Annotated in this window: 25 protein-coding genes; 6 read left to right on the top strand and 19 right to left on the bottom strand. The window is 51.6% G+C overall.

All coding sequences use genetic code 11. The annotated features are described in order from the left end of the window. Positions 1-27: 27 nt before the first annotated feature. From spoIIIAG to BM412_RS14755, 8 genes are all read right to left on the bottom strand, one after another. Positions 28-663, bottom strand: a complete 636-nt coding sequence (spoIIIAG, locus tag BM412_RS14720) for a stage III sporulation protein AG (RefSeq protein WP_091219244.1) — start codon at positions 661-663, stop codon at positions 28-30. An 18-nt stretch (positions 664-681) separates the two neighbouring features. Further along, positions 682-1,404: a stage III sporulation protein AF gene (spoIIIAF, locus tag BM412_RS14725; RefSeq protein WP_143111629.1), complete on the bottom strand. Its 723-nt coding sequence runs from the start codon at positions 1,402-1,404 to the stop codon at positions 682-684. Between the two features lie 23 nt (positions 1,405-1,427). After that, entirely contained in the window at positions 1,428-2,708 is a 1,281-nt protein-coding gene (gene spoIIIAE / locus BM412_RS14730; protein ID WP_256256310.1) for a stage III sporulation protein AE, read from the bottom strand. Positions 2,709-2,714: 6 nt separating this feature from the next. Then, positions 2,715-3,110 (bottom strand): stage III sporulation protein AD, encoded by a 396-nt coding sequence (spoIIIAD, locus tag BM412_RS14735; protein WP_091219247.1) that lies wholly within the window; start codon positions 3,108-3,110, stop codon positions 2,715-2,717. A 30-nt stretch (positions 3,111-3,140) separates the two neighbouring features. Beyond that, complete coding sequence (spoIIIAC, locus tag BM412_RS14740; protein ID WP_090976915.1) at positions 3,141-3,344, bottom strand: stage III sporulation protein AC; 204 nt, start codon at positions 3,342-3,344, stop codon at positions 3,141-3,143. A gap of 15 nt (positions 3,345-3,359) precedes the next feature. Continuing rightward, complete coding sequence (gene spoIIIAB / locus BM412_RS14745) at positions 3,360-3,878, bottom strand: stage III sporulation protein SpoIIIAB (protein WP_091219248.1); 519 nt, start codon at positions 3,876-3,878, stop codon at positions 3,360-3,362. Further along, positions 3,871-4,881, bottom strand: coding sequence for a stage III sporulation protein AA (spoIIIAA, locus tag BM412_RS14750; protein ID WP_091219251.1), 1,011 nt, complete (start codon positions 4,879-4,881; stop codon positions 3,871-3,873). Before spoIIIAA ends, spoIIIAB begins: the two co-directional genes overlap by 8 nt. Positions 4,882-5,029: 148 nt before the next feature. Further along, positions 5,030-5,296, bottom strand: coding sequence for a YqhV family protein (locus BM412_RS14755; protein ID WP_091219253.1), 267 nt, complete (start codon positions 5,294-5,296; stop codon positions 5,030-5,032). Between the two features lie 204 nt (positions 5,297-5,500). On the opposite strand from BM412_RS14755, the gene BM412_RS14760 reads away from it, so the two are divergent. From BM412_RS14760 to BM412_RS14770, 3 genes are all read left to right on the top strand, one after another. Next, positions 5,501-6,340, top strand: a complete 840-nt coding sequence (locus BM412_RS14760) for a phosphosulfolactate synthase (protein ID WP_091219255.1) — start codon at positions 5,501-5,503, stop codon at positions 6,338-6,340. Positions 6,341-6,369: 29 nt separating this feature from the next. Further along, the gene (locus BM412_RS14765; RefSeq protein WP_091219257.1) at positions 6,370-7,080 is read left to right on the top strand and encodes a 2-phosphosulfolactate phosphatase; all 711 of its coding nucleotides are present in this window, start codon (positions 6,370-6,372) and stop codon (positions 7,078-7,080) included. A 108-nt stretch (positions 7,081-7,188) separates the two neighbouring features. After that, positions 7,189-7,650, top strand: coding sequence for a DUF441 domain-containing protein (locus BM412_RS14770; protein WP_091219260.1), 462 nt, complete (start codon positions 7,189-7,191; stop codon positions 7,648-7,650). 83 nt (positions 7,651-7,733) lie between these two features. On the opposite strand, the gene BM412_RS14775 is transcribed toward BM412_RS14770, so the two are convergent. The 5 genes from BM412_RS14775 to BM412_RS14795 form a co-directional block, all read right to left on the bottom strand. Next, on the bottom strand, positions 7,734-8,987 hold the full coding sequence (locus BM412_RS14775) for an aspartate kinase (protein WP_091219262.1): 1,254 nt from the start codon (positions 8,985-8,987) through the stop codon (positions 7,734-7,736). Between the two features lie 138 nt (positions 8,988-9,125). Next, positions 9,126-9,692 carry an elongation factor P gene (gene efp / locus BM412_RS14780; RefSeq protein ID WP_090976934.1) on the bottom strand — a complete coding sequence of 189 codons (567 nt, stop codon included), beginning with the start codon at positions 9,690-9,692 and terminating at the stop codon, positions 9,126-9,128. A 95-nt stretch (positions 9,693-9,787) separates the two neighbouring features. Next, the gene (locus BM412_RS14785) at positions 9,788-10,864 is read right to left on the bottom strand and encodes a M24 family metallopeptidase (RefSeq protein ID WP_091219265.1); all 1,077 of its coding nucleotides are present in this window, start codon (positions 10,862-10,864) and stop codon (positions 9,788-9,790) included. A 4-nt stretch (positions 10,865-10,868) separates the two neighbouring features. After that, entirely contained in the window at positions 10,869-11,321 is a 453-nt protein-coding gene (aroQ, locus tag BM412_RS14790; RefSeq protein WP_091219267.1) for a type II 3-dehydroquinate dehydratase, read from the bottom strand. An 85-nt stretch (positions 11,322-11,406) separates the two neighbouring features. After that, positions 11,407-11,931: a YqhR family membrane protein gene (locus BM412_RS14795; protein ID WP_091219270.1), complete on the bottom strand. Its 525-nt coding sequence runs from the start codon at positions 11,929-11,931 to the stop codon at positions 11,407-11,409. Between the two features lie 202 nt (positions 11,932-12,133). On the opposite strand from BM412_RS14795, the gene BM412_RS14800 reads away from it, so the two are divergent. Together BM412_RS14800 and BM412_RS14805 are read left to right on the top strand one after the other, a co-directional pair. Further along, a complete protein-coding gene (locus tag BM412_RS14800; protein WP_091219272.1) occupies positions 12,134-13,087 on the top strand; it encodes a DUF1385 domain-containing protein in 954 nt (317 codons plus the stop codon). A gap of 44 nt (positions 13,088-13,131) precedes the next feature. Continuing rightward, complete coding sequence (locus tag BM412_RS14805) at positions 13,132-13,419, top strand: hypothetical protein (protein ID WP_143111630.1); 288 nt, start codon at positions 13,132-13,134, stop codon at positions 13,417-13,419. A gap of 72 nt (positions 13,420-13,491) precedes the next feature. On the opposite strand, the gene mntR is transcribed toward BM412_RS14805, so the two are convergent. Further along, positions 13,492-13,914 (bottom strand): transcriptional regulator MntR, encoded by a 423-nt coding sequence (gene mntR, locus BM412_RS14810; RefSeq protein WP_091219278.1) that lies wholly within the window; start codon positions 13,912-13,914, stop codon positions 13,492-13,494. Positions 13,915-14,097: 183 nt separating this feature from the next. Between mntR and splB the strand changes: the two genes are divergently transcribed. Then, on the top strand, positions 14,098-15,171 hold the full coding sequence (gene splB / locus BM412_RS14815; RefSeq protein ID WP_177245835.1) for a spore photoproduct lyase: 1,074 nt from the start codon (positions 14,098-14,100) through the stop codon (positions 15,169-15,171). A 157-nt stretch (positions 15,172-15,328) separates the two neighbouring features. On the opposite strand, the gene BM412_RS14820 is transcribed toward splB, so the two are convergent. From BM412_RS14820 to metG, 5 genes are all read right to left on the bottom strand, one after another. Further along, a complete protein-coding gene (locus BM412_RS14820; protein ID WP_091219281.1) occupies positions 15,329-16,042 on the bottom strand; it encodes a cytochrome c biogenesis CcdA family protein in 714 nt (237 codons plus the stop codon). A gap of 19 nt (positions 16,043-16,061) precedes the next feature. Continuing rightward, complete coding sequence (locus BM412_RS14825; RefSeq protein WP_091219284.1) at positions 16,062-16,868, bottom strand: metal ABC transporter permease; 807 nt, start codon at positions 16,866-16,868, stop codon at positions 16,062-16,064. Next, positions 16,869-17,669 (bottom strand): metal ABC transporter ATP-binding protein, encoded by an 801-nt coding sequence (locus BM412_RS14830; RefSeq protein ID WP_091219286.1) that lies wholly within the window; start codon positions 17,667-17,669, stop codon positions 16,869-16,871. Between the two features lie 16 nt (positions 17,670-17,685). After that, positions 17,686-18,642, bottom strand: a complete 957-nt coding sequence (locus BM412_RS14835; RefSeq protein WP_091219289.1) for a metal ABC transporter solute-binding protein, Zn/Mn family — start codon at positions 18,640-18,642, stop codon at positions 17,686-17,688. Positions 18,643-18,764: 122 nt separating this feature from the next. Next, entirely contained in the window at positions 18,765-20,771 is a 2,007-nt protein-coding gene (metG, locus tag BM412_RS14840; protein WP_091219291.1) for a methionine--tRNA ligase, read from the bottom strand. Positions 20,772-21,028 lie beyond the last annotated feature (257 nt).

Consider the following 21,028-nt stretch of genomic DNA (forward strand, 5'->3'; position numbering starts at 1 on the left):
GCCTCCCTTTTCATTGTCCAATTGGTATTATTGATGCTTGCGCGGAACGACCGAAATTCGGTTAATCGCGACATTGAGCCCTTTCTCCACCGCGTCTATAATTAATCGTCTGACCACTCCGTTCTCCGCGCCCTTAGCTACGATGAGCACCCCGCGGACCTTCGGCTGGATACGTTTGACGATAATCGGAGCCGTATCCCCATTCGTGTTGTAGAGCACTACTTTGCCTTCCTTGGTAATGGAAGTAATGTTGCGCTTCCCGCCGTTCTTATCGATTTCGTTCGTGATTTGCTGGGATTCCTTCTCATCGATATGAACCGTAACCTCTTCCGTCGAATCAATGGTCACGAAGACATCGACCAACCCGACACCGACGATTTTCTCTAAAATATCTTTGAGCCTCGCCTCAAGCGGCTGCTCGATGCCGTCAAAGGAAGAATGCTCGGATGAGTTATTGCCGAGGAAAACTTCTTCGGTCGGCGGCGTCCCGGAAGCAGCTTGGTCTGCGGTTGGCACCTTCTGATAGGACAGAAAAGAGTTGACCACCATAAGCCCTATTCCGATTAAGCCGATAATGAGCAGCCAGCGCAGCGTTTTTACCCGCTTAGGTCCGCCTTGCCCTTTGCCGATGGTTGACTCCAACCCGCTCAGCCAATTGGCCAACGTCGTTCTCCCCTTTCATTAGTAAGCCGCATCCGGAGCTGCATTCTGCACGTTTACTTCAATTAATCGCGGAGCCACGCCCCAGCCTAATCGAAGGACCTCTTTCACCGCATCGGTCACCGCGCCCGGCGCTTCCTTCTCCGCCGTTTCCCCGTCGGATGCCGCTTGATTGCTGCCCTGTGAAGCAGCTTCCGGCTGCACGGTAACCTCGACGGCCTCGACCTCATTGACGCTTTTCGTTTGGTCGGACATCTCCGCCTCGGCTGCTGCCTGCTCTTCAGGGGGCAGGAGCGATACGGTAACGCCGGCGATTTGAGCGGATTGACCGTCTTTATTCATTTCGAGCTTTACGTTGACAGCTGCCGCATGAAGCCCAGCGTTCTCTGCAAGTCCCGCTTTCATCGCTTCCTCCAGTTTTTGCTCGGTTAATGCGGTTGCCGCTGACTGCTGTTTGCGCTGCAGGTCCTTTGCATTTTGCTGAATATCATCCAAGGTTGGCATGTGGAATTGCTCGGACTTCGTGTTATGGACCCAATTCTCCACCTGCGCATCAAGCTTGGCATTAAAATCACCTTGCAGCAGCCTGATGATCGGAGTCAGAATCGTCAGCAGTATGATCAAGCCCGCTACAAGTCTGACATACCGCTGCATCGCTTTGTTTGGGAGCAGCAGATCGATAAAGCCCGCCAGCAGCACCACCGCGATGATTTGCTGCAGCCACACCGCCAGCCAGTTCATCATGCTGAATTCCACCGCCTAACTTTTTACCGAATCATGATTGCAGCGTTGCCTGCTGTAAGGACAATGGTGATGGCCAGGAAGAACATGAGTCCGACGGCGGCAAGTGCGGCAAACACATAAATCAGCGTTTTGCCTATGGTTTGCAGACAGCTCACGATGGGACTATCGCCAAGCGGCTGCATGATCGCTGCGGATACGTTGTAGATGAGCGCAAGTGTAATGATTTTGATCGCGGGAAACGCACATAGGAACAAAATGATCACTACGCCTGCAAGGCCGATGGCATTCTTCACCAGCAGGGAAGCTGACATAACCGTATCCGCCGCATCCGAGAAGGTTCGTCCAATGACGGGAACGAAATTGCCCGTAATAAACTTCGCGGTTCGCATCGTGACCCCGTCGGTTACCGATCCGGTAGCCCCCTGCACGGAGATGACCCCAAGAAACACCGTCAGCATGACACCGAGCAAGCCGACGCTGAAATTGCGCAGCACATTCGCCAGCTGAGTCACCTTGAACTTATCCGACACCGCACTCGCGATATGCAGGACAGCTGAGAAGAACAGCAGCGGGAATACGAATGTGTAGATGACTGTACCGACCGCATTAATCATAAAGATGATCAGCGGGTGAAGCACCGAAACCGTTACAACGCTGCCCATTGTGGCCAGCAGCGTCAGCAGCAGCGGCACCATGGCAAGCATGAACTGAATCATCCCGGTGATGGCATCCTTCGCGTAACCGATGGCGACATTAAAGCTGTTCACCGCCAGGACGATCATGACCATGTAGGTGATGCTGTAGGCGACTTTGCTGACGGCATTGCGTTCGAAGGCGGTTTGCATCGTCTCGAGCATCATGCTGAATACGGTTAGAATGACGATCGTGACCAGCAGCTTGCCGTTATACAAAATTTCGTGCAGGACATACTTGAGCAGCCCCGCAAGCACCGTTGTCAGCTTCAGTCCTTCGCCGCCGGGCATAATCATTTCGGCGAAGCTTGGCACATTGTTATCCGGGAAGAAGCCCCCGTATTCAGACATCAGCTTGTTCCAATACTTCTCTACGTCTTCTGTATTGATCTCCTTGACCTGATCGCCGGCAAGATTCTTATTGACCGAAGATGCATTGTCGTTTGGAGAGGGGTCGTCCGCTTCCGGTGCAGCCGTTGATTCGACTGTGGCAGCCATGTTCTGACTGCTCGTTTGTGCATCCGCAAATGCAGCAATCGGCAGAATCGTCAGCAGCCCCAGCAAGAGCACTGCTTGCAGCACCGCGAAGCGGATGGTCCAGTGCTGCCGCATAATGCTTCAACTCCCCACCGGCAGAAGGCCGAGTACTGTTTCTACGATGACGCTGATAATCGGGACGGCCAGCACGAGAATGAGTATTTTACCGGCAAATTCAATCTTCGAAGCGATGCTTTCCTGCCCGGCGTCTCGTACAATTTGGGAACCGAACTCCGCAATGTAGGCAATTCCGATGATTTTCAGAATCGTCTTCAAGTAGATGGACGGTATGCCGGATCGATCCGCCAGCTGCTCCAGCACCGTGATGACCGCTTCGATTTTGCCGATGACAAACAAGAAAATGAAGAGCCCCGTAAAGGCTGCAAGCAAGAAACCGAACATCGGCTTCTGTTCGCGTACGACGAGGACGAGCACCGTCGCGACTAAACCGAGCCCGACGATTTGGATGATTTCCAAGTTGCGTTCACCCGCCTTGCCCCAGTAGCGTCATTGAAACAGGAAGATCGTTTTGATTTCTTGAAACAGATCGTTCAAGAGGCTCACGACCATAAAAAGGACGACGACAAAGCCGATCAGCGTGACCCAGTGCGCCATATCTTCTTTGCCCATCTGCTTGAGTACGGTATGGATCATCGCCGTGATAATGCCGATTCCGGCAATTTGAAAGATGGCGCTCACATCAATGTTCATTCTTCCGGCACCCCGCTACAAAATCAAAATGACGACTAGCGCGGCTGTGAGAACTCCGAGGCTCTTCCACATTTTCGAAAACCGCGCACTATCGTGCCGTGCCGCTTCTTCCTCCGACTGCAGCTGCTGCATCGCAAGCTTCAGGTTCTTGATCTGATCTTCCCTGTCGCTGATTCCAAGCGCAGAGCCGAGTCGAATCAATGCCGCCTGCTCCGGCTGCCGCATCGCCGTATGCGGCCAATACGCATTCGCTGCTCCTTCCCAGCTTTCGCGGAAGGTCAGCTCGCCCGTCTGCTCCAGGCGCCTGTTGACATCAAGGAGCAACGATGCAACCGGCTCAGGCAAGTGAGCTGCGCTGCGGCTGATAGCCTCCGGAAGCGGCGTGTACCCATAGCCGATTTCGGTCTCAAGCCGTTGTAAGGCGTAGATCAGCTGCCTGATCTGGATCGGCCGCGCGGCATAGCGCGACGCCTGGAGGAAGCCGATCATGGTGCCGGCAAATAAAATTAACGCAGCGCCGATAAGCTCAACCATGACGATCGCCTCCCTTCCATGCAGTCGGCTCTCTGGCCGCCGGCGCTCTGCCGGCTGCCGCGGCCGGGAGCACGCGGCTCATCAGGCTTCCGCCATTGCGCCGAAGCTCCACGCATTGCTGGAATGCCCCGGCAGCGAGCAATCTGCCCAGCACCGGCCGGCCTCTCGCATCCTCCAGGTCCTTGGCATGTGCGGTCGCGATTACCGTAACGCCGGCATGGCTCGCATCCAGAATGGCATCGCCATCCTCTTCGCGGCCGATTTCATCGACGATCATAATTTCCGGAGACATCGAGCGAAGCATCATCATCATCCCCTCCGCTTTCGGACAAGCATCCATCACATCGGTTCGAGGGCCGACATCAAAGGTGGGAACCCCTCTGACGCAAGCGGCGATTTCGGACCGTTCATCCACGATGCCGACCTTGCGTCCGGGCCAGTCCATCGCGGAAGGATGTCCCCAAGCGCCGCTGCTGACCGCTCTTGCCAGGTCTCGGACCAGCGTCGTCTTGCCTTGCTGAGGCGGCGCGATCACGAGCGTGGATTGCAAGGAACGCCTCTGATGGTCCAGCAGCTTCGGCAGCAGCGATGCGGCCGCGCCAATGACTTCTCTGGCTATCCGTACATTGAATGCAGCAATATCACGGATGCCGCGAACTTGTCCATGCTCCAGCACCGTGCGCCCAGCCAGTCCAATTCGATGGCCGCCGGCTACCGTGATGTAGCCGCGGCGCAGTTCTTCTTCCATCGCGTAGAGCGAGTGGTTCGTTACACGTTCGAGCAGCTTGCGGCATGTCTCCGGGGAAGGCTTGTACGCATTCTCCGGATTCGGCAGCAGGACGCCCTGCACGGAGACGAACCAGAAGGCCAGCCCGGTGCTGATTTCAAGCGGTCTGTTCTCCCGGATCCGAATCTCTTCCACGGCATCCTTCAGCCGCTCCGGTATTCGTCCGAGCACTTCTGTAAGCTCGGAAGGCAGCAAATGCTGCACTTTTTTGAGCATCCGGCATCCCTCCCGGCTCTTCGTTTCTGCTAGATTGCTAGAGTAAGTGTGAGTGATTGTCCATCTTTGTATCCCATTCTATTCCGCAAAGCCGCGTAATATGACTAGATTCCCCGTTTCGCAACCCTCTGCGGAAGACTTCTTTGGCTCATTTCTTGAGCACGCCGATCAGAATGCAAGCGACGCCGCAAACGATCCAAAGCATTTTGCCAAACGATAATTTATCCGAGAGACCTATGAGTCCGATCATGGTCGTTGAAATCAGCACGAACGGACCTACAAGTGCGAGTGACGAGTTGACAACGAGCGCTTTGTCGATTTGATTCAGACGCAGCATCAGCAGTGCGGCCATTATCTCCAGCGAGCCGGAGAACATGCGGATCGATGCCATGCTAAGCACGATTTTGTTAAGCATCTCTATCGCCTCTTTCCCTAGTGAACATGAGCGCGCAGCACGTATTGCTAGAACGCCCGGCTCTTCTACAGCCTATGCAGGCCTGTCTCTCTTTCATTCTCACAACTTTGGCAAATACGAGTACGAGGCACTTTCTCCCTTCGCACACGCTCTGGGCTCCCTGCATATATTGCTGTGGAAAAGAAACGATTGCGAGGAGATATCATGAGATCTATATCACAGGCTTCTTGGCCTTCGGCTTTAAACGATCCAAGCGGCCGGCGTGAGGTCGCCCAGAATGCGCACCGGACAACCGGACGCGGCAAAACCATGGTCATTGACAAAGGACTCGGACGTCATGCATTCTCAGATCTGCTCGAAACAGCAGCTGGTTACATCGATTGCATTAAACTGGGCTTCGGTACAGCTCCCCTCTATCCAACCGATCTGCTCTTGAGCAAAATCGAGCTGGCAAAACGATGCGGACTTACGATCATGCCCGGCGGAACCCTGCTTGAGACGGCCGTCCAACAGGAAGTCGTGCCTGCATTCTTCCGCACGGTATGCCGACTTGGGTTTAACGGAATCGAGGTTTCGGACGGCACCATCGAACTCAGCCGCAAGCTCCGTACGGATCTCATTAAAGAAGGACTTAGCAATGGTCTGGATGTCGTCACCGAATACGGCAAGAAACTGTCCGGTTCTCTTGTGGATGCCAATGAATTGGTTGTAACGGCCGAGGCAGACTGGCAGGCAGGTGCCGCTTTAGTCACGATTGAAGCGAGAGAATCCGGGATGAATGTCGGTTTGTTCGATCGTAACGGCGAATGCTCCCAAAGTGTGCTGGAAGCTGTCAGCCATTCTCTGGGCGATATTTCTCGCATCATGTGGGAAACCCCCTTGAAGCAGCAGCAGGTTCTGCTCCTGCAAACGTTCGGCTCGGAAGTGAATTTGGGCAATATTCAACCTTCGGAAGTGATGGCGCTGGAAACAATGCGCCGGGGACTCCGATCAGATACGTTCAATTTCGGCGCTCGCGTTGAGCCGTTTATTTATATGATTTAAGGAAGCTTGGGAAGGATGTTGTTTCACGTATGCATATCGAAGTCATCTCCAACGTCAACGAAGCGCAATCCGAACGATTCACGCATCGGACAGCTATCGTCATTGATGTGCTGCGCGCGACGAGTACGATCGTTGCTGCGTTGGAAGCCGGAGCAGCCGGCATTGTGCCTGTCGAAACCGTCCTCGAAGCGAGGGCGCTGCAAAGCGGCGGCAATTTAATCGCGGGTGAACGCTTCTGCCGCAAAATTCCCGGCTTTGATCTGGGAAACTCTCCGGAGGAATTCACAGCCGACAACGTACTCGGCCGTCGAATTGTATTAACGACTACGAATGGCACGCGCGCCATTCATAAAGCGATGCGAGCCGATCATGTGCTCGTCGGTTCCCTTAATAATGCGGCAGCCTGTGCGCGTACGGCGCTGGAGCTGCGCCGCGATATTGTGCTGCTTTGCGCCGGAAGCCATGATGAATTCGCGCTTGAGGACGGCTTATGCGCCGGCTTGCTGATAAGCGAGCTGCAGCAGCTCAGCCCTGCTCCGCTGGAGATGAATGATATCGGCTCCGCTATGCTCGGACTCTATAAGAGCGCCGGAACTACGATTCATGAGATGCTGCAGACCAGCACAACAGGTAAACGGCTCTACAAGAATGGAAGCGGACGGGATATTGAGCGCTGCAGTCAAGTGAACATAAGCGGGATCGTTCCGAGAATGCAAGGGGATATGCTCGTACAGAGCTGAGCGATGCTAAACTGACATAACCGGAAGGCTTGTTCCATACAATGGGGTATGGGCGCCTGCGCGTGAGGCGCGAAGGCGGTGACATACGGATTGAAGGAGTCCACAAGCATGAGCGGGGAAGTCGTTCTTGTTCTTCTGATTGTAATCGGCTTAATCGGCCGTTCGCCGATTATTTCTACGGCAGCCTGTGTGCTGCTGATCGTCAAGCTCGTCCATTTGGAGCGGTTCCTCCCTACGATCGAACGAAGAGGACTTGAGCTTGGTTTGTTATTTCTGACGTTCAGCGTGCTTGTCCCATTCGCATCCGAGCGAATCAGCTCCAAGGACATGATGAATGTCATTACCTCCTGGCCCGGCATACTGGCTCTGACCGGCGGCGCGATCGCCACCTATGTCAACGGCAAAGGCCTCGAAATGCTAAAATTCGACCCGCAGCTCATCGTAGGCTTGGTGGTGGGATCCATAATTGGCATCGTGTTTCTGCGCGGTATTCCGGTTGGTCCGCTTATGGCAGCCGGGATTACGGCGATCTTGTTTAAACTGTTCAGCTTCATTGCCGACCGGTTCTAAATAAGATGAACGACACGGCAGCAAAAAGGACAGCAGCGCTCAATGGCGCTGCTGTCCTTTGTTCTATCTGTCCATCTATACACTTAGCGTCTGTCTTGTGGACCGCCAACAAATACTTGCTCAGCCGTGTCAAGTCCGTAAGCGGTATGAAGCGCACGGATCACATCATGCACCGTATCGGCGGCAATAACGACCGATAGACGAATCTCGGAAGTGGAAACCAGCTTAATGCTGATGCCCAGCTCGTAGATCGCCGCGAACATTTTGGCTGCGACACCCGGGTTGCTGACCATGCCTGCGCCAACGATGGATACTTTAACGAGATCCACTTCGGAGTTGACTTCGCGGTATGGCACTTCATTGCGAATGCTCTCTACGACTGCGATTGCTTTATCTTTATCGTTCAGGGAAACCGTGAACGCAAAGTCTGCTTTACCGTCTTGGGTGCCGCTTTGAACGATAATATCAACGTCGATGCCGTTAGAAGCAAGCGCGCCGAACACTTTTGCAAGTACGCCCGGAATATCTTCTACACCCAGAATACTGATTCGTGCTACGTTTTTGTCATAGGCGATGCCGCGAACGACCATCCCTTGTTCCATGACCGCTTCCTCCTTCACACTCGTGCCTTCATTTTGCGTAAAGCTAGAACGAACTACAAGACGTACATTATAATTTTTGGCATATTCCACCGCTCGCGGATGAAGGACGGCTGCGCCTAAGTTCGCAAGCTCGAGCATTTCGTCGTACGAAATCTCATCCAATTTACGGGCGCATTTCACTACGCGCGGATCCGTCGAATAGATTCCGTCCACATCCGTGTAAATTTCACAGACATCCGCTTTAATGGCAGCAGCCAGCGCTACGGCCGTCGTATCGGAGCCGCCGCGGCCCAGTGTCGTGATATCGCCTTCTGAAGTGGAACCCTGGAAACCTGCAACAATTACCGTGTACCCGTTGTCTAATGCAGCAAAAATACGATCCGGCTTAATATCCGTAATCCGTGCCTTCGCATGAACCGCTTCTGTCTCGATTCCTGCTTGCCAACCTGTGAATGACATCGCCTTGTGCCCAATTGCATCAATGGCCATCGAAAGCAGCGCAACCGATATTTGTTCGCCTACCGTCAGCAGCATATCCATTTCACGTGCGGGCGGGTTCGCGTTTAGCAGCTTGGATTGATCGATTAGATCATCGGTTGTATCTCCCATAGCGGAGACGACTACTACAACCTTATGACCGGCTTCCTTATAATCGGCGATTCGCCTTGCAACCCGTTGCATCCGCTCTGTTGAGCCGACGGAGCTGCCGCCGAACTTCATTACTATCAACGACACTTCTGATCCACTCCCAACGCAGTTCTAAGTGTAAAGTCTAATGTTCTTCATAAAACAAGATTATAGCATATATACGTAAGTTTGAATATGACAAAAAAGCCGTACGGCGCGATGTCCGGACGGCTTTGCAGCTGCTTCTTATTGCTCTTTAGCACGGGAGATATATTTGCCGTCGCGCGTATCGATCAGCAGTACATCGCCTTCGTTAATGAAGAGCGGAACTTGAACGTTAAGGCCTGTTTCACAAGTTGCGTTCTTCGTAGCGCCTTGTGCCGTGTTGCCTTTAACGCCCGGCTCTGTTTCCGTTACTTTCAGGTCAACCGTGTTCGGCAATTGGATACCGATGATTTCTGTATTGTAGCTGGAGATGTTAACGGTCATGTTTTCTTTCAGGAAGTTGATTTCCCATTCCAGTTGCTTTTTATCAAGCGTGAATTGGTCATACGTTTCGTTATCCATGAAAGAATATTCGGAGCCGGAGTTGTACAGATATTGTACGGCACGGTTCTCGATGTTGGCTTTACCAATGTTCTCGCCTGCGCGGAACGTTCTTTCAACTGTGTTGCCGTTTCTGAGGTTCTTCAGCTTCGAGCGAACGAACGCTGCGCCTTTACCCGGTTTAACGTGTTGAAAATCAATAACGGTGAAGATATCGCCTTCTACCTCAACGGTTAGGCCTGTTTTAAAATCATTAACTGAAATCACTGCAATTCCTCCTGTACTGTAATAGGGAGTTTGATGGAATCAAACGCTCTCTTTGATTGGAATAGGGAGTTTAACGCACCCTGTTTTTATAAAACTCACGCCAAAGTGAACAATGTCTTCGGGGATGAGGTTAATAACGCATTTCCATCAGCGGTGATGACGATATCGTCTTCGATCCGAACGCCGCCGAAACCAGGTATGTAAATGCCCGGCTCTACCGTTACGGTCATACCCGGTTCAAGAACGGTCGTTCCGCCCACCGACAACCGCGGCGACTCGTGAATTTCCATGCCAAAGCCGTGGCCCGTTCCATGTCCGAATTTGTCGCCAAAGCCATGACGCGTAATAATGTCGCGCGCCAGCGCATCTGCTTCACGTCCGGTCATGCCCGGTTTGATGCCTGCCAATGCGGCAAGCTGTGCTTCCAATACAATGTCATAAATCTCGCGATGACGGTCTGTAGGTTTCCCCACCACGATCGTTCTCGTAAGATCAGAGCAATAACCGTTATATAAAGCGCCAAAATCAAGCTTCACAAACTCATTATTGCCAATTACACGGTCACTTGCAACACCATGCGGCAAAGCGGAACGTTCTCCCGATGCTACGATGGTATCGAACGAGGACGATGTCGCGCCTCTGCTGCGCATGAACATCTCCATCTCAAGCGCAACTTCGCGTTCGCGCAGACCCGGCTTGATAAAGCCGAGAATATGATTGAACGTTTCATCGGCCAGCGCGCAGGATTCACGAATGACGGCAAGTTCTGCTTCATCCTTGAACAATCGCAAATCTTCGATGACGCCGGAAGCCGGGGTCAATTCGATTGCAGTGCCAAGTGCTTCTTTCCAAGCGGTATAGCTGCTGAATACGACGTGATCCTGTTCGAAAGCAAGCTTGCGAACTCCCGCGGAAGCGGCCAGATCCTTCACCGTATCCATCCACTTCGGTCCATGCTCAACAACCGTAAAGTCCGGCGCTTGCTCTGGAGCCTGTGTCATATAACGGAAATCCGTCAACAGCCAACTGTCTGAAGCGGTGATGAGCAGCACGCCTGACGAGCCTGTAAATCCACTTATGTACCGACGGTTAACGGCACTCGTTACGAGAATCGCGTCCGCCTGCAGAGCAGGGAGCTTATCGCGTAAACCGGCTAAACGTTTAGATGTCATGGAATCACCCTTTTTCATTATGCTGCTGTAAATGTTGAAGCAGTGCGTTCAAGCCAAGCACATAGCTCTGTGCGCCAAAACCGGCAATTTGTCCGACGGCAACAGGCGCTATGACCGAAACATGGCGGAAAGCTTCACGTTTATGAATATTCGAAATATGTACCTCTACTACAGGCAAGCCCACACTGCTGATCGCATCGCGAATCGCATAGCTGTAATGGGTAAAGGCACCCGGATTCATAACAATTCCATCCGCTTGGCCATAGGCTTCATGAATGCGATCAATGATCGCTCCCTCATGATTCGATTGAAAGAACGAAACCTCCGCTCCCAGCGAATCTGCGGTTTCCTTCACCAACGATTCGATCGCTTGAAGCGACATCGAACCGTAAACACCGGGTTCCCGGATGCCGAGCATGTTTAAATTCGGCCCATTTAGTACAAGTATTCTGGTCATGGAGAGTCCTCCCGGCGCATAGATCATTAGCCATTCTATCACAAAGACCCACCGTTTGAGAAGTGCTCTCCGGACCTGGATATAGCTATAGTGCGCCGACCGGTTCTCTGGACGCCTCGTCGGTAAATTCGAAGGCAATCGTGTAGCCGATAAACAAGCCCCATAGCGTGAAGAAACAGCCTTCCGTAAATAACGTGTCGTAGCCGATTTTATTGACGGGATCCATCATCTGCATAACGGGACCGATCGTCATAAACAGCAGGAGCCACCAGACTAAGCCGTAGAACACGCCCGCCCATGGTCCCCCCAGCCTCCCCAGCAGCACCTTATAGATGAAAGTCGCGATAATCGAAAACACGGTAAATGCCGCAATTCCGGCGAAATGCCCCCATCCCGACTTCAAGAAGGATTGCTGGAAGAAAGGCTCCAAGAGAAATCCAGGCATTACCTTTGTAAAGTGAATCGCGTACAGGAGCCAATGCAGCAGCCCCCAAATGACGCCGGCAAAAAAACCTAATTTCAGGCAATAGGCAAACGGATTTGTATGCGGCTTACCGTTGTAATCGCTTGGACTGTTATGCTTTCTGCGTTCTGTAGTTACTTTCCGCATCTGACATGCGCCTCCTATAACTGGATTGATCTAGAGAGTGATTGGCGTTAGTATGCGCAATCGTTTCTGCCGCAAATCGGAACATTCAGCATTTCAGGGAATCGATGCTACTCGCAATCAGTTCGGGAATCAAGTACAATAAGGAGAGAATTCGAAATTATTCATAGACGCAAATGTCAAACTAAAGGATGGTGATTCGCCCTTGTCTCAAAGCACGCAAAATATTTATGGCGGACAAGCCGTCATTGAAGGAGTTATGTTTGCGGGAAGACACGCAAATGTGACTGCGGTTCGTCGGAAGAATAATGAAATCATTTTCTATGAGGTACCGCGCACGACAAAACCTTGGATTCAGAAGCTCAAAAAAATACCGCTGCTCCGCGGCGTGGTCGCTATTCTCGAATCAAGCGCCAAAGGATCACAGCATTTAAATTTCTCGATGGAATCGTACGCGGAAGATGAGTTGGACGAAGCTAAAGACGGCGACAAGCCAAGTGCGACCAAGGAGAAAAGCGGCTGGAGCCTGAGCATGATTGTCGGGGTTGCGATTGCGGGGATTCTGTCCTTCGTATTCGGTAAGCTGATTTTCACCCTTGTACCGGCACTTATCGAACAGTTGCTCTTCGAACAAGCTTTCGAGAATATAATAGTACACAACCTGATTGAAGGTTTTATCAAAATCTTACTGCTGCTCTCTTATTTATATTTCATCTCGCTTACACCGATCATTAAACGGTTGTTCCAGTATCACGGCGCAGAGCATAAAGTAATAAGCGCTTACGAAGCCGGAGCGGAGCTCACGGTTTCCAATGTACAACGATTCACACGCTTGCATTACCGCTGCGGAAGCAGTTTCATCGTGTTCTCCGTATTGGTCGGCGTGATCGTATATTCGTTTTTCCATTGGGATTCCTTATGGGAACGGATTTATCTTCGCATCCTGTTGTTGCCGGTAGTACTCGGCGCATCTTACGAAGCGCTTCGTTTCACCAATGCGCTGCGCGATTTGCCCGTACTTCGTTTCCTTGGTTACCCTGGGCTGTGGCTTCAGAAGCTAACGACGAAAGAGCCTACGGATGAGCAAGTGGCTGTATCAATCGCTTCCTTCAATCGTATGCTGGAGCTGGACGGCCAGGTAGCCAAAACGCAAGCCTAATAGTCAAGATATGGGAAGGAAGGGTGAAGGTCATGCCTCGTAAAATGAGCCTTCTGTCAGTCATCATCCTAGCGCTTGTCGTCATCGGTATCATTAGCCAAACGATAAGTAATCCCTACCAGCTAATCATCCCGATCGCCGTATTCGGTGCTATCTACCTGCTCTACAAATTCCCTCCGGGCGCCGCTGCAAGAGCGAAAGCCAAGCCGCGTTATAAGACCGGAGCGCGAAAGGACCAGCAGCAGGCAAGCAAGAGTAAAACTCGCAAGAATATGCCGTTTCGCGTGATCGAAGGCGGCAAGGATGATGACAATTTACCTAAATATCACTAAGCTGCACCAACTATAAGGGGCATCCCTAAGCGCCATGATCTTCATGACGGCTTGGAGATGCCCCTTTTGTTTCTACTCGTTATTCAAATCCGCGTGTACGGCCTTGAAATCTTCCATGCGCGAAGGATCCCGACGGAAAAATTCCACAAGCGTTTCGATGCAGGTGATCGAATCCCAGCTCAAGTGATGCTCGATCCCTTCCACATCTTTATAAATGTTCTCGTCTTGCACCCCTATAATCGTCAGGAACGTTTCGAGCAAATGATGCCGCTCGACGAGACGTTTGCCCATTTTCTTCCCTTTATTGGTCAGCACTAGGCCCCGATACTTCTCATAAATCAGATAGCTGTCTTTATCCAGCTTCTGAATCATCTTCGTAACTGACGAAGGATGTACCTCAAGTCCCTCCGCAATATCGGAGACACGCGCGTATCCTTTTTCATCAATTAATTTATAAATCCGTTCTAAATAATCCTCCATACTCGGAGTAGGCATTCCACTTTCCTCCATTCACCGTCATCCCGTACGTTAGGACCATCCTCGCATTACTCTTAGTATCATACACCGCCCGCCATATACGCCGCAACCTGTCGCACTTAACTTTCCATGTTTGCTTTGTGACGGATTTCATCAAACTAACGGTACTTTTCGTTCGAATCCCAAGGAGGTGTATTCCACTTGAGTACAACTGTGCTTGATCGACCGCCCGCGAACTCACGAGTGGTTCACGAGTCCTTTATTCCGGAACTTGTTTATTTCGAGCCTGCCGCGCTTGACTATCCTAAAGGGCAACGAATTTTGGAATGGGTGAAGTCCATCGGCATTCCGTACAAAATGACGACTTCCCATAACCGCATTACCAATTTACCCGGTGAAACCGAACTGGAACAGTATAAAATCGCAAAAAGAACCCTCGTCGTCGGCATCCGTAAAACGTTGAAATTCGATACGTCCAAGCCATCGGCTGAATACGCCATCCCCATCGCCACCGGCTGCATGGGACACTGCCATTATTGTTACCTTCAAACGACGCTTGGCGCCAAACCTTATATCCGCATCTACGTGAATACCGATGATATCATGCAAGCCGCTAAAGCTTATATCGATGAACGCATTCCGGAAATTACGAGGTTCGAAGCCGCCTGTACCTCCGATCCGGTCGGTCTTGAGCCGATTTCAGGCAGCTTGCGCGAGCTTATTACGTTCATGGCCGGACAAGAGTACGGCAGGCTTCGTTTCGTCACGAAATATCACTATGTCGATTCCCTGCTCGATATTAAACATAACAATCATACACGCATTCGTTTCAGCGTCAATGCCAATTATGTGATCAAGAACTTTGAGCCTAACACCTCTCGATTTGAACAGCGTATTGAAGCTGCTGCCAAAATCGCCAGAGCCGGTTATCCGCTCGGCTTCATCATTGCGCCGATTATCTGGCACGACGGCTGGCAAGAGGGTTATGCGGAACTCCTCTCATCCCTTGCTGCTGCTCTTCCGAAGGATGCCTCGTCGAATTTAACCTTCGAGCTTATTCAGCATCGCTTCACGAAAACAGCGAAGAACGTTATCGAGAAACGATACCCCAAGACTAAGCTTGAAATGGACATCGAGAAACGCAAATACAAATGGGGCCGCTGGGGACAAGGCAAATATGTATACCCCGATGAACAAGCAGAAGCGCTCCGCATGTTTATCTCGGAGCGCATCTTTGAACATTTTGAAGATGCTAAGATTGAGTATTTCACTTGAACTGCTAAAAGTACGTAAGAAAAGAAGGGTGTGACCGGAGAGTTTACGTGCTGCCTTTGATGGGGGGATATAACCTTAAAACCTAATCCGAAATAACCCCCTATCAACAGCAGCCGCAGGCACATCCCTTCGTTCTGAAGCTTACTTTAAGCAGTGATTAGAACTTCAGCCAATCCGGCGTGATGGTGTTCAGCCAGATCGTGATCTTCGTCATTCGGTCGGTGAAGAGCAGCACGCCCATGAGCAGCATGACGGCGCCGCCGATTTTCATCATGATGGCGGAATACCGTACGATCCATCTCGTTGAGCCGATGAAGAAGGCCAGTACGAAGAACGGAATCGCAAAGCCGAGCGCGTAAGCGGTCGTAAGCTGGAACCACGTTCCCGGCTCGGAAGCAGCCATTAACAGGATACTGGCCAGAATCGGACCTGTACACGGTGACCAGCCTGCGGAGAAGCCGATGCCGAAGATAAAGGATGCAAAGTAACCGGAACGGTTGGTTTTGAGCGGTATTTTCATTTCGCGCAGCAATAATTTCGGCTGAATCAGTCCCATTAAGATAAGGCCCATCAGAATGATAAGGACGGCAGAGAGCTGTCGAATAAGCGTTTGATACTCGGAGAACAGTTCCGCGAATGCATTTGTGCCATAACCCAGCGTGTAATAAACGACCGAAAACCCTAAGATGAAGAAGAACGTATGGGACATCGTGCGAATCCGGACTACCTTGCCGGGATGTTCGCTCTTCAAATCGCTTACGGATACACCGGTGATATAGGATAAATACGACGGGTATAGCGGCAGGCAGCATGGAGAAATAAAGGAAGCGATCCCTGCTCCGAACGCAGCCCAAATCGTTACGTCAGACATATGTACAACACCTCCATCTTCATCCTGCGCTGAATTTCCGTCTGATGGAAAGAAGCAGCAATAGCATAACAATAAGAAGCATAACGATCGTGCCGCCCGGCGCCAGGTTCCATACACCTGCAACCAGCAACCCGATTGTAACGGCAAGCTCTGCAATGACGACAACCGTGACTACGGATTGCCGGAAACTTCTGGCGATGATTAGACTGCAAGCCGCCGGAATGGTAAGCAGCGCGGACACGAGCAATGCACCGACGATCTTGATTGACACGCTGATGACGAGTGCCGTGAGCACACTGATCATGAAATTGAAATAACGTGTCGGCAAACCGCTTACAGCTGCCGCATCTTCGTCGAAGGTGAGCAGAAACAATTCTTTCGCATGAAGTGCAACAGCGAGCAATACAATGACGGTTACGACTCCGATTAATATGAGATCCACGGAATCAAGCGTGTAAATACTGCCGAACAAATATCCGCTGACGCTGACGTTAAAGCCTTTGCCCATTGTAAATAGCAAGGATGCAAGCGCTACGCCGCCCGACATAATGATGGCGATTGACAGCTCCGCATAGGTCTTGTACGCTTTGCGCAGCTTCTCAATGGCGAACGTGGCGGCAAGCGCGAATAGGAGCCCCATCGCCACAGGGTAGACACCGATCAGAAACCCCAATGCAACCCCCGCTATCGAAACATGCGCTAAAGTATCCCCGATCATAGAGAGCCTTCGCAAGACAAGAAAAAGGCCCATAAGCGGGGCCGTAATACCAATGAGCACGCCCCCGATCAGCGCCCTCTGAAAAAATTCACTCGTTACGATATCCACCTAAACGCCTACTTTCCCTCTCTCCATGGAATGACGCAGCTCTCGTAAGCTGTGCGTCAAATTCGTTTCCACGCAATCCTCCAGATCATGAGAATGCTTCACATAAAACTTGATTTTGCCGCATTGCTGCTTCGGCTGCTGACCTAAATAAGAACGGATCATCTCCATATCATGCGAAACCATCAGGAACGTAATGTTATGGTGCTGATGCATATGTTTGATCAGGTGGAAGAACCCTTCCTGTGTCTCGGAATCGATACCGACCGTCGGCTCGTCCAGGATGAGCAATGCGGGGTTGTTGATGAGCGCGCGCGCCAGAAAAGCACGCTGTTGTTGGCCGCCGGACAGCTGCCCGATTCGTTTGCCGGCCAAATCCTCGATCTTCATCGCATGTAACGCTTCATCGCACTTGATGCTATCCGCCTTCGATATCCGTTTAAACAGCTTATTGCGGCTGTATAAACCGGATAACACGACCTCCCGCACGGTAGCCGGGAAGAGCGGATTAAATGAATTCTTTTGCGGTACATAGCCGATTCGGTTCCAATCTCTAAATTGCCCGACAGGCTCACCGAACAGCTTGATCGTCCCGCTTGTCGGTTTCATCAAACCTACAATCATTCGCAACAATGTCGTCTTCCCTGCTCCGTTGGAGCCGATTAGCCCCACGAAGTCCCGCTCCTGGATCGAAAAACAGACATCGTCGATGACCGGTTTTTGCTCATAGGCAAACGAGACATCGTTTAACTCTATGATCGGCTGATGGCACACAAACGGCTGTTGTTGCTGCTTTGTCTGCATCCTTGTTTCCTTCTTTCTATTGTAAGGCTTGAACTAGATTTTGCAAATTTGCCTTCATTAGAGAGAAATAATCTTCTCCCTTGGCTTCCTGCTCCGGCGTAAGCCCTTCAAGCGGGTTCAGCACCATCGTGCTGACGTTAGCTTCCCTGGCAAGCGTCTTTGCCAATTCGTCGGATACCAGCTCTTCAAAGAAGATATATTTAATCCCATTGTCCTTCACATACTTAGCGATGCGAAGCAAATCCTGAGCTTTCGGCTCTGCATCAGGGGACAACCCCATTATAGCCACTTGTTTCAGTCCGTAATCACGGGCCAAATATCCAAACGCCTGGTGCGATGTCACAATATCCTTGCGTGGCGCTGCACTCAGCGCCTTCGTATACGAATCATCCAGCTCCGTTAGCTTCGCTTGCAGCTTAGCATAGTTGGTTTCGTAATCACTCTTATGTGACTGGTCTGCTGCAACAAATTGATCCAATACGGTCTTCGCCATAATGAGCATGGATTTGGGGCTAACCCATGTATGAGGATCGACATGATGGCTATGTTCATCATCATCGTGACCCTCATCGTGATCCTCCGGATTGCCGGAGATTTTCACAATATCCTTGCTTGCTTCTACGGTCATTAACTTCGTATCGCTCGGCAAACCTTGCAAGAAATCATCGACCCAGCCTTCCAAGCCTGCACCGTTATACAGAAACAGCTGTGCCTTCGAGGCCGTGTCCAAGTCACGGCTCTTCGGGCTCCAATCATGCGGCTCTACGCCGGCCGGGATCATATTAATGACATTCGCGCCGCTTCCCCCGATTTGCTCAGCGAGGAAGTAAAGCGGGTAGAAGCTGGTTACAACATTCAGCTTCCCCTCTACCAGCTTGCCTTGCGATGCGGAACCGCAGCCGGTGAGTATAAAAACAAGAAAAGCCAGCGTAATCGCTGACAGCGCCATCGGACGGAATAATTTCAAAACCATGCGTTCTGTGCACCTCTACTTCTCATAATCGTAAACATTACAATTTGATTATATAGACGCCTATATGCCCTGTCAACAAGCAACCGCCGGAGCATAGCGCTCCGGCGGTCCATCGTTCATGCTTATTTCACAATTGCACCGTTAGGCATATCGTCAGGCACAGTTGCCAATGTCAATTGATCACCGTGCGAAGCGGCTAGAATCATGCCTTGCGACATTTCGCCGCGCAGCTTAACCGGCTTCAGGTTGGTTACGCAAATGACTTTGCGTCCTACAAGCTGCTCCGGCGTGTAGAATTTGGCGATTCCGGAAACAACTTGACGCTTCTCGAAACCCAGGTCCAGCTGCAGCTTCAGAAGTTTATCCGCCTTCGGAATCGGCTCGGCAGCCAACACTTGCGCCACGCGCAGTTCTACCTTGGCAAACTCATCAATGGCAATCTCTTCTTTCGTTGCCGGTGCTTCTGTCTCCACAGGTGCTGCCGGAGCTGCCACAGTTTCGGCTGCAGCCGGCTCAGCAGCAGCTTCTGCGGATGCAGTACCGCCGCCCATAGAGATGGCGATAAACGAAGTCTCCTCCGCTACGTCGAGGCGCGGGAAGATCGGATCGCCCTTCGCTACTTTCGTGCCGCCCGGGAATTGGCCGAATTGCTTCGTGCTGTTCCAATCCGTCAGCGCACCTTCTGTAAGTCCAAGCTGCGCGCGGATCTTAAGCGGCGCATTTGTCAGGAACGGCTGCAGCAGAATGGAGATGATGCGGAGCGATTCTGCCAAGTGATGCATAACAGAAGCAAGCTCGCCGCGTTTCTCTTCGTTCTTTGCGAGTGTCCATGGCTGGGTTTCATCGATATATTTGTTCGTGCGGCTGACTAGCTGCCAGATCGCAGTAAGCGCTACGGAGAACTCCATACGCTCCATGGCGGCTTCGACCTGATCAGCCGTGCCAATCGCCAGTGTGGACAATGTCTCATCGAATGCCGTTACAATACCATCGTAAGCCGGAACATTGCCGCCGAAATATTTGTCGATCATCGCGATCGTCCGGTTCAACAGGTTGCCAAGATCATTCGCAAGGTCGAAGTTGATCCGTTCCACGAAGTTCTCGGGTGTGAACGTACCATCCGCGCCAAACGGCACTTCGCGAAGCAAGTAATAACGAAGCGCATCGAGACCGTAACGGTCGATCAAGGTTACCGGATCAACGACATTGCCTTTGGACTTGGACATTTTGCCATCCTTCATTAGAAGCCATCCGTGCGCGAAGACCTTCTTCGGAAGCGGCAAATCAAGCGCCATCAGCATAATCGGCCAGTAGATGGTGTGGAACCGCACGATTTCTTTACCGACCAAGTGTACGTCAGCCGGCCAGAACTTGTCGTAGCGGCTCTGATTGTCCGAACCGTAGCCCAGCGCCGTAATATAGTTCGACAGCGCATCGATCCAAACATACACGACATGCTTAGGATCGCCTTTTACTTTAACGCCCCAATCGAAGGTTGTACGGGATACCGCCAAGTCTTCAAGGCCCGGCTTGATGAAGTTGTTGATCATTTCGTTCTTGCGGGATTCCGGCTGAATAAATTCCGGGTTCTCTTCGTAGAACTGCAGCAAACGATCCGCGTATTTGCTCATCCGGAAGAAATAACTCTCTTCCTTCACCAGCTCCACCGGACGTCCGCAATCCGGACAGTTGCCGTTTACCAGCTGACGCTCCAGGAAGAACGATTCACATGGCGTGCAGTACAGGCCTTCGTAGTTTCCTTTATAGATATCGCCTTGCTGAAGCAGCTGATCGAAGATTTGCTCCACGACTGCTTTATGGCGATCTTCCGTTGTGCGAATGAAATCATCGTTGGAGATATCAAGCTTCTTCCACAGCTCTTTAATGGTTACTACGATATCGTCGACGAACTGCTGAGGCGTTTTGCCCTTCTCTTGTGCCTTGCGTTCAATCTTCTGGCCGTGCTCGTCAGTACCGGTCAAATACCAAACGTCATAACCGCGCAGCCGCTTGTAGCGAGCCATCGCATCACCGGCTACCGTCGTATACGCATGACCGATATGGAGCTTATCGCTCGGATAATAAATGGGTGTCGTAATGTAAAAGGATGGTTTCGTCGTTTCACTCATTGTATCTCGTCTCCTTGTTCGGGTTTAGTCTGAATCATAAACGCAAAAAAAAGCTTCCATCCACTATGGGACGAAAGCTTGTCGCTAACGCGGTACCACCCAATTTTCTCTCCCCGACATGCCGCTCCGGAGAAAGCTTCATTAGAACCATACGCCTGCACGTGCACAGCGATGGCCTTTAAACCGGTAACGAGGTCAGTCGCCGCACCCTTACTTCAGCTTCCAATCAGCCGAGCGCTCGAGCACGAGTTCTCCCG

This window comes from Paenibacillus sp. BC26 (assembly GCF_900116125.1).
Classification (GTDB): Bacteria; Bacillota; Bacilli; order Paenibacillales; family Paenibacillaceae; genus Paenibacillus_Z; species Paenibacillus_Z lignilyticus.

Coding starts and splice junctions, on each gene's coding strand:
- spoIIIAF (WP_143111629.1), bottom strand. CDS start 1,404: ATGATGAACTGGCTGGCGGTGTGGCTGCAGCAAATCATCGCGGTGGTG.
- spoIIIAE (WP_256256310.1), bottom strand. CDS start 2,708: ATGCGGCAGCACTGGACCATCCGCTTCGCGGTGCTGCAAGCAGTGCTC.
- spoIIIAC (WP_090976915.1), bottom strand. CDS start 3,344: ATGAACATTGATGTGAGCGCCATCTTTCAAATTGCCGGAATCGGCATT.
- spoIIIAB (WP_091219248.1), bottom strand. CDS start 3,878: ATGGTTGAGCTTATCGGCGCTGCGTTAATTTTATTTGCCGGCACCATG.
- spoIIIAA (WP_091219251.1), bottom strand. CDS start 4,881: ATGCTCAAAAAAGTGCAGCATTTGCTGCCTTCCGAGCTTACAGAAGTG.
- BM412_RS14755 (WP_091219253.1), bottom strand. CDS start 5,296: ATGCTTAACAAAATCGTGCTTAGCATGGCATCGATCCGCATGTTCTCC.
- BM412_RS14760 (WP_091219255.1), top strand. CDS start 5,501: ATGAGATCTATATCACAGGCTTCTTGGCCTTCGGCTTTAAACGATCCA.
- BM412_RS14765 (WP_091219257.1), top strand. CDS start 6,370: ATGCATATCGAAGTCATCTCCAACGTCAACGAAGCGCAATCCGAACGA.
- BM412_RS14770 (WP_091219260.1), top strand. CDS start 7,189: ATGAGCGGGGAAGTCGTTCTTGTTCTTCTGATTGTAATCGGCTTAATC.
- BM412_RS14785 (WP_091219265.1), bottom strand. CDS start 10,864: ATGACATCTAAACGTTTAGCCGGTTTACGCGATAAGCTCCCTGCTCTG.
- aroQ (WP_091219267.1), bottom strand. CDS start 11,321: ATGACCAGAATACTTGTACTAAATGGGCCGAATTTAAACATGCTCGGC.
- BM412_RS14795 (WP_091219270.1), bottom strand. CDS start 11,931: ATGCGGAAAGTAACTACAGAACGCAGAAAGCATAACAGTCCAAGCGAT.
- BM412_RS14805 (WP_143111630.1), top strand. CDS start 13,132: ATGAGCCTTCTGTCAGTCATCATCCTAGCGCTTGTCGTCATCGGTATC.
- mntR (WP_091219278.1), bottom strand. CDS start 13,914: ATGCCTACTCCGAGTATGGAGGATTATTTAGAACGGATTTATAAATTA.
- BM412_RS14820 (WP_091219281.1), bottom strand. CDS start 16,042: ATGTCTGACGTAACGATTTGGGCTGCGTTCGGAGCAGGGATCGCTTCC.
- BM412_RS14830 (WP_091219286.1), bottom strand. CDS start 17,669: ATGCAGACAAAGCAGCAACAACAGCCGTTTGTGTGCCATCAGCCGATC.
- BM412_RS14835 (WP_091219289.1), bottom strand. CDS start 18,642: ATGGTTTTGAAATTATTCCGTCCGATGGCGCTGTCAGCGATTACGCTG.
- metG (WP_091219291.1), bottom strand. CDS start 20,771: ATGAGTGAAACGACGAAACCATCCTTTTACATTACGACACCCATTTAT.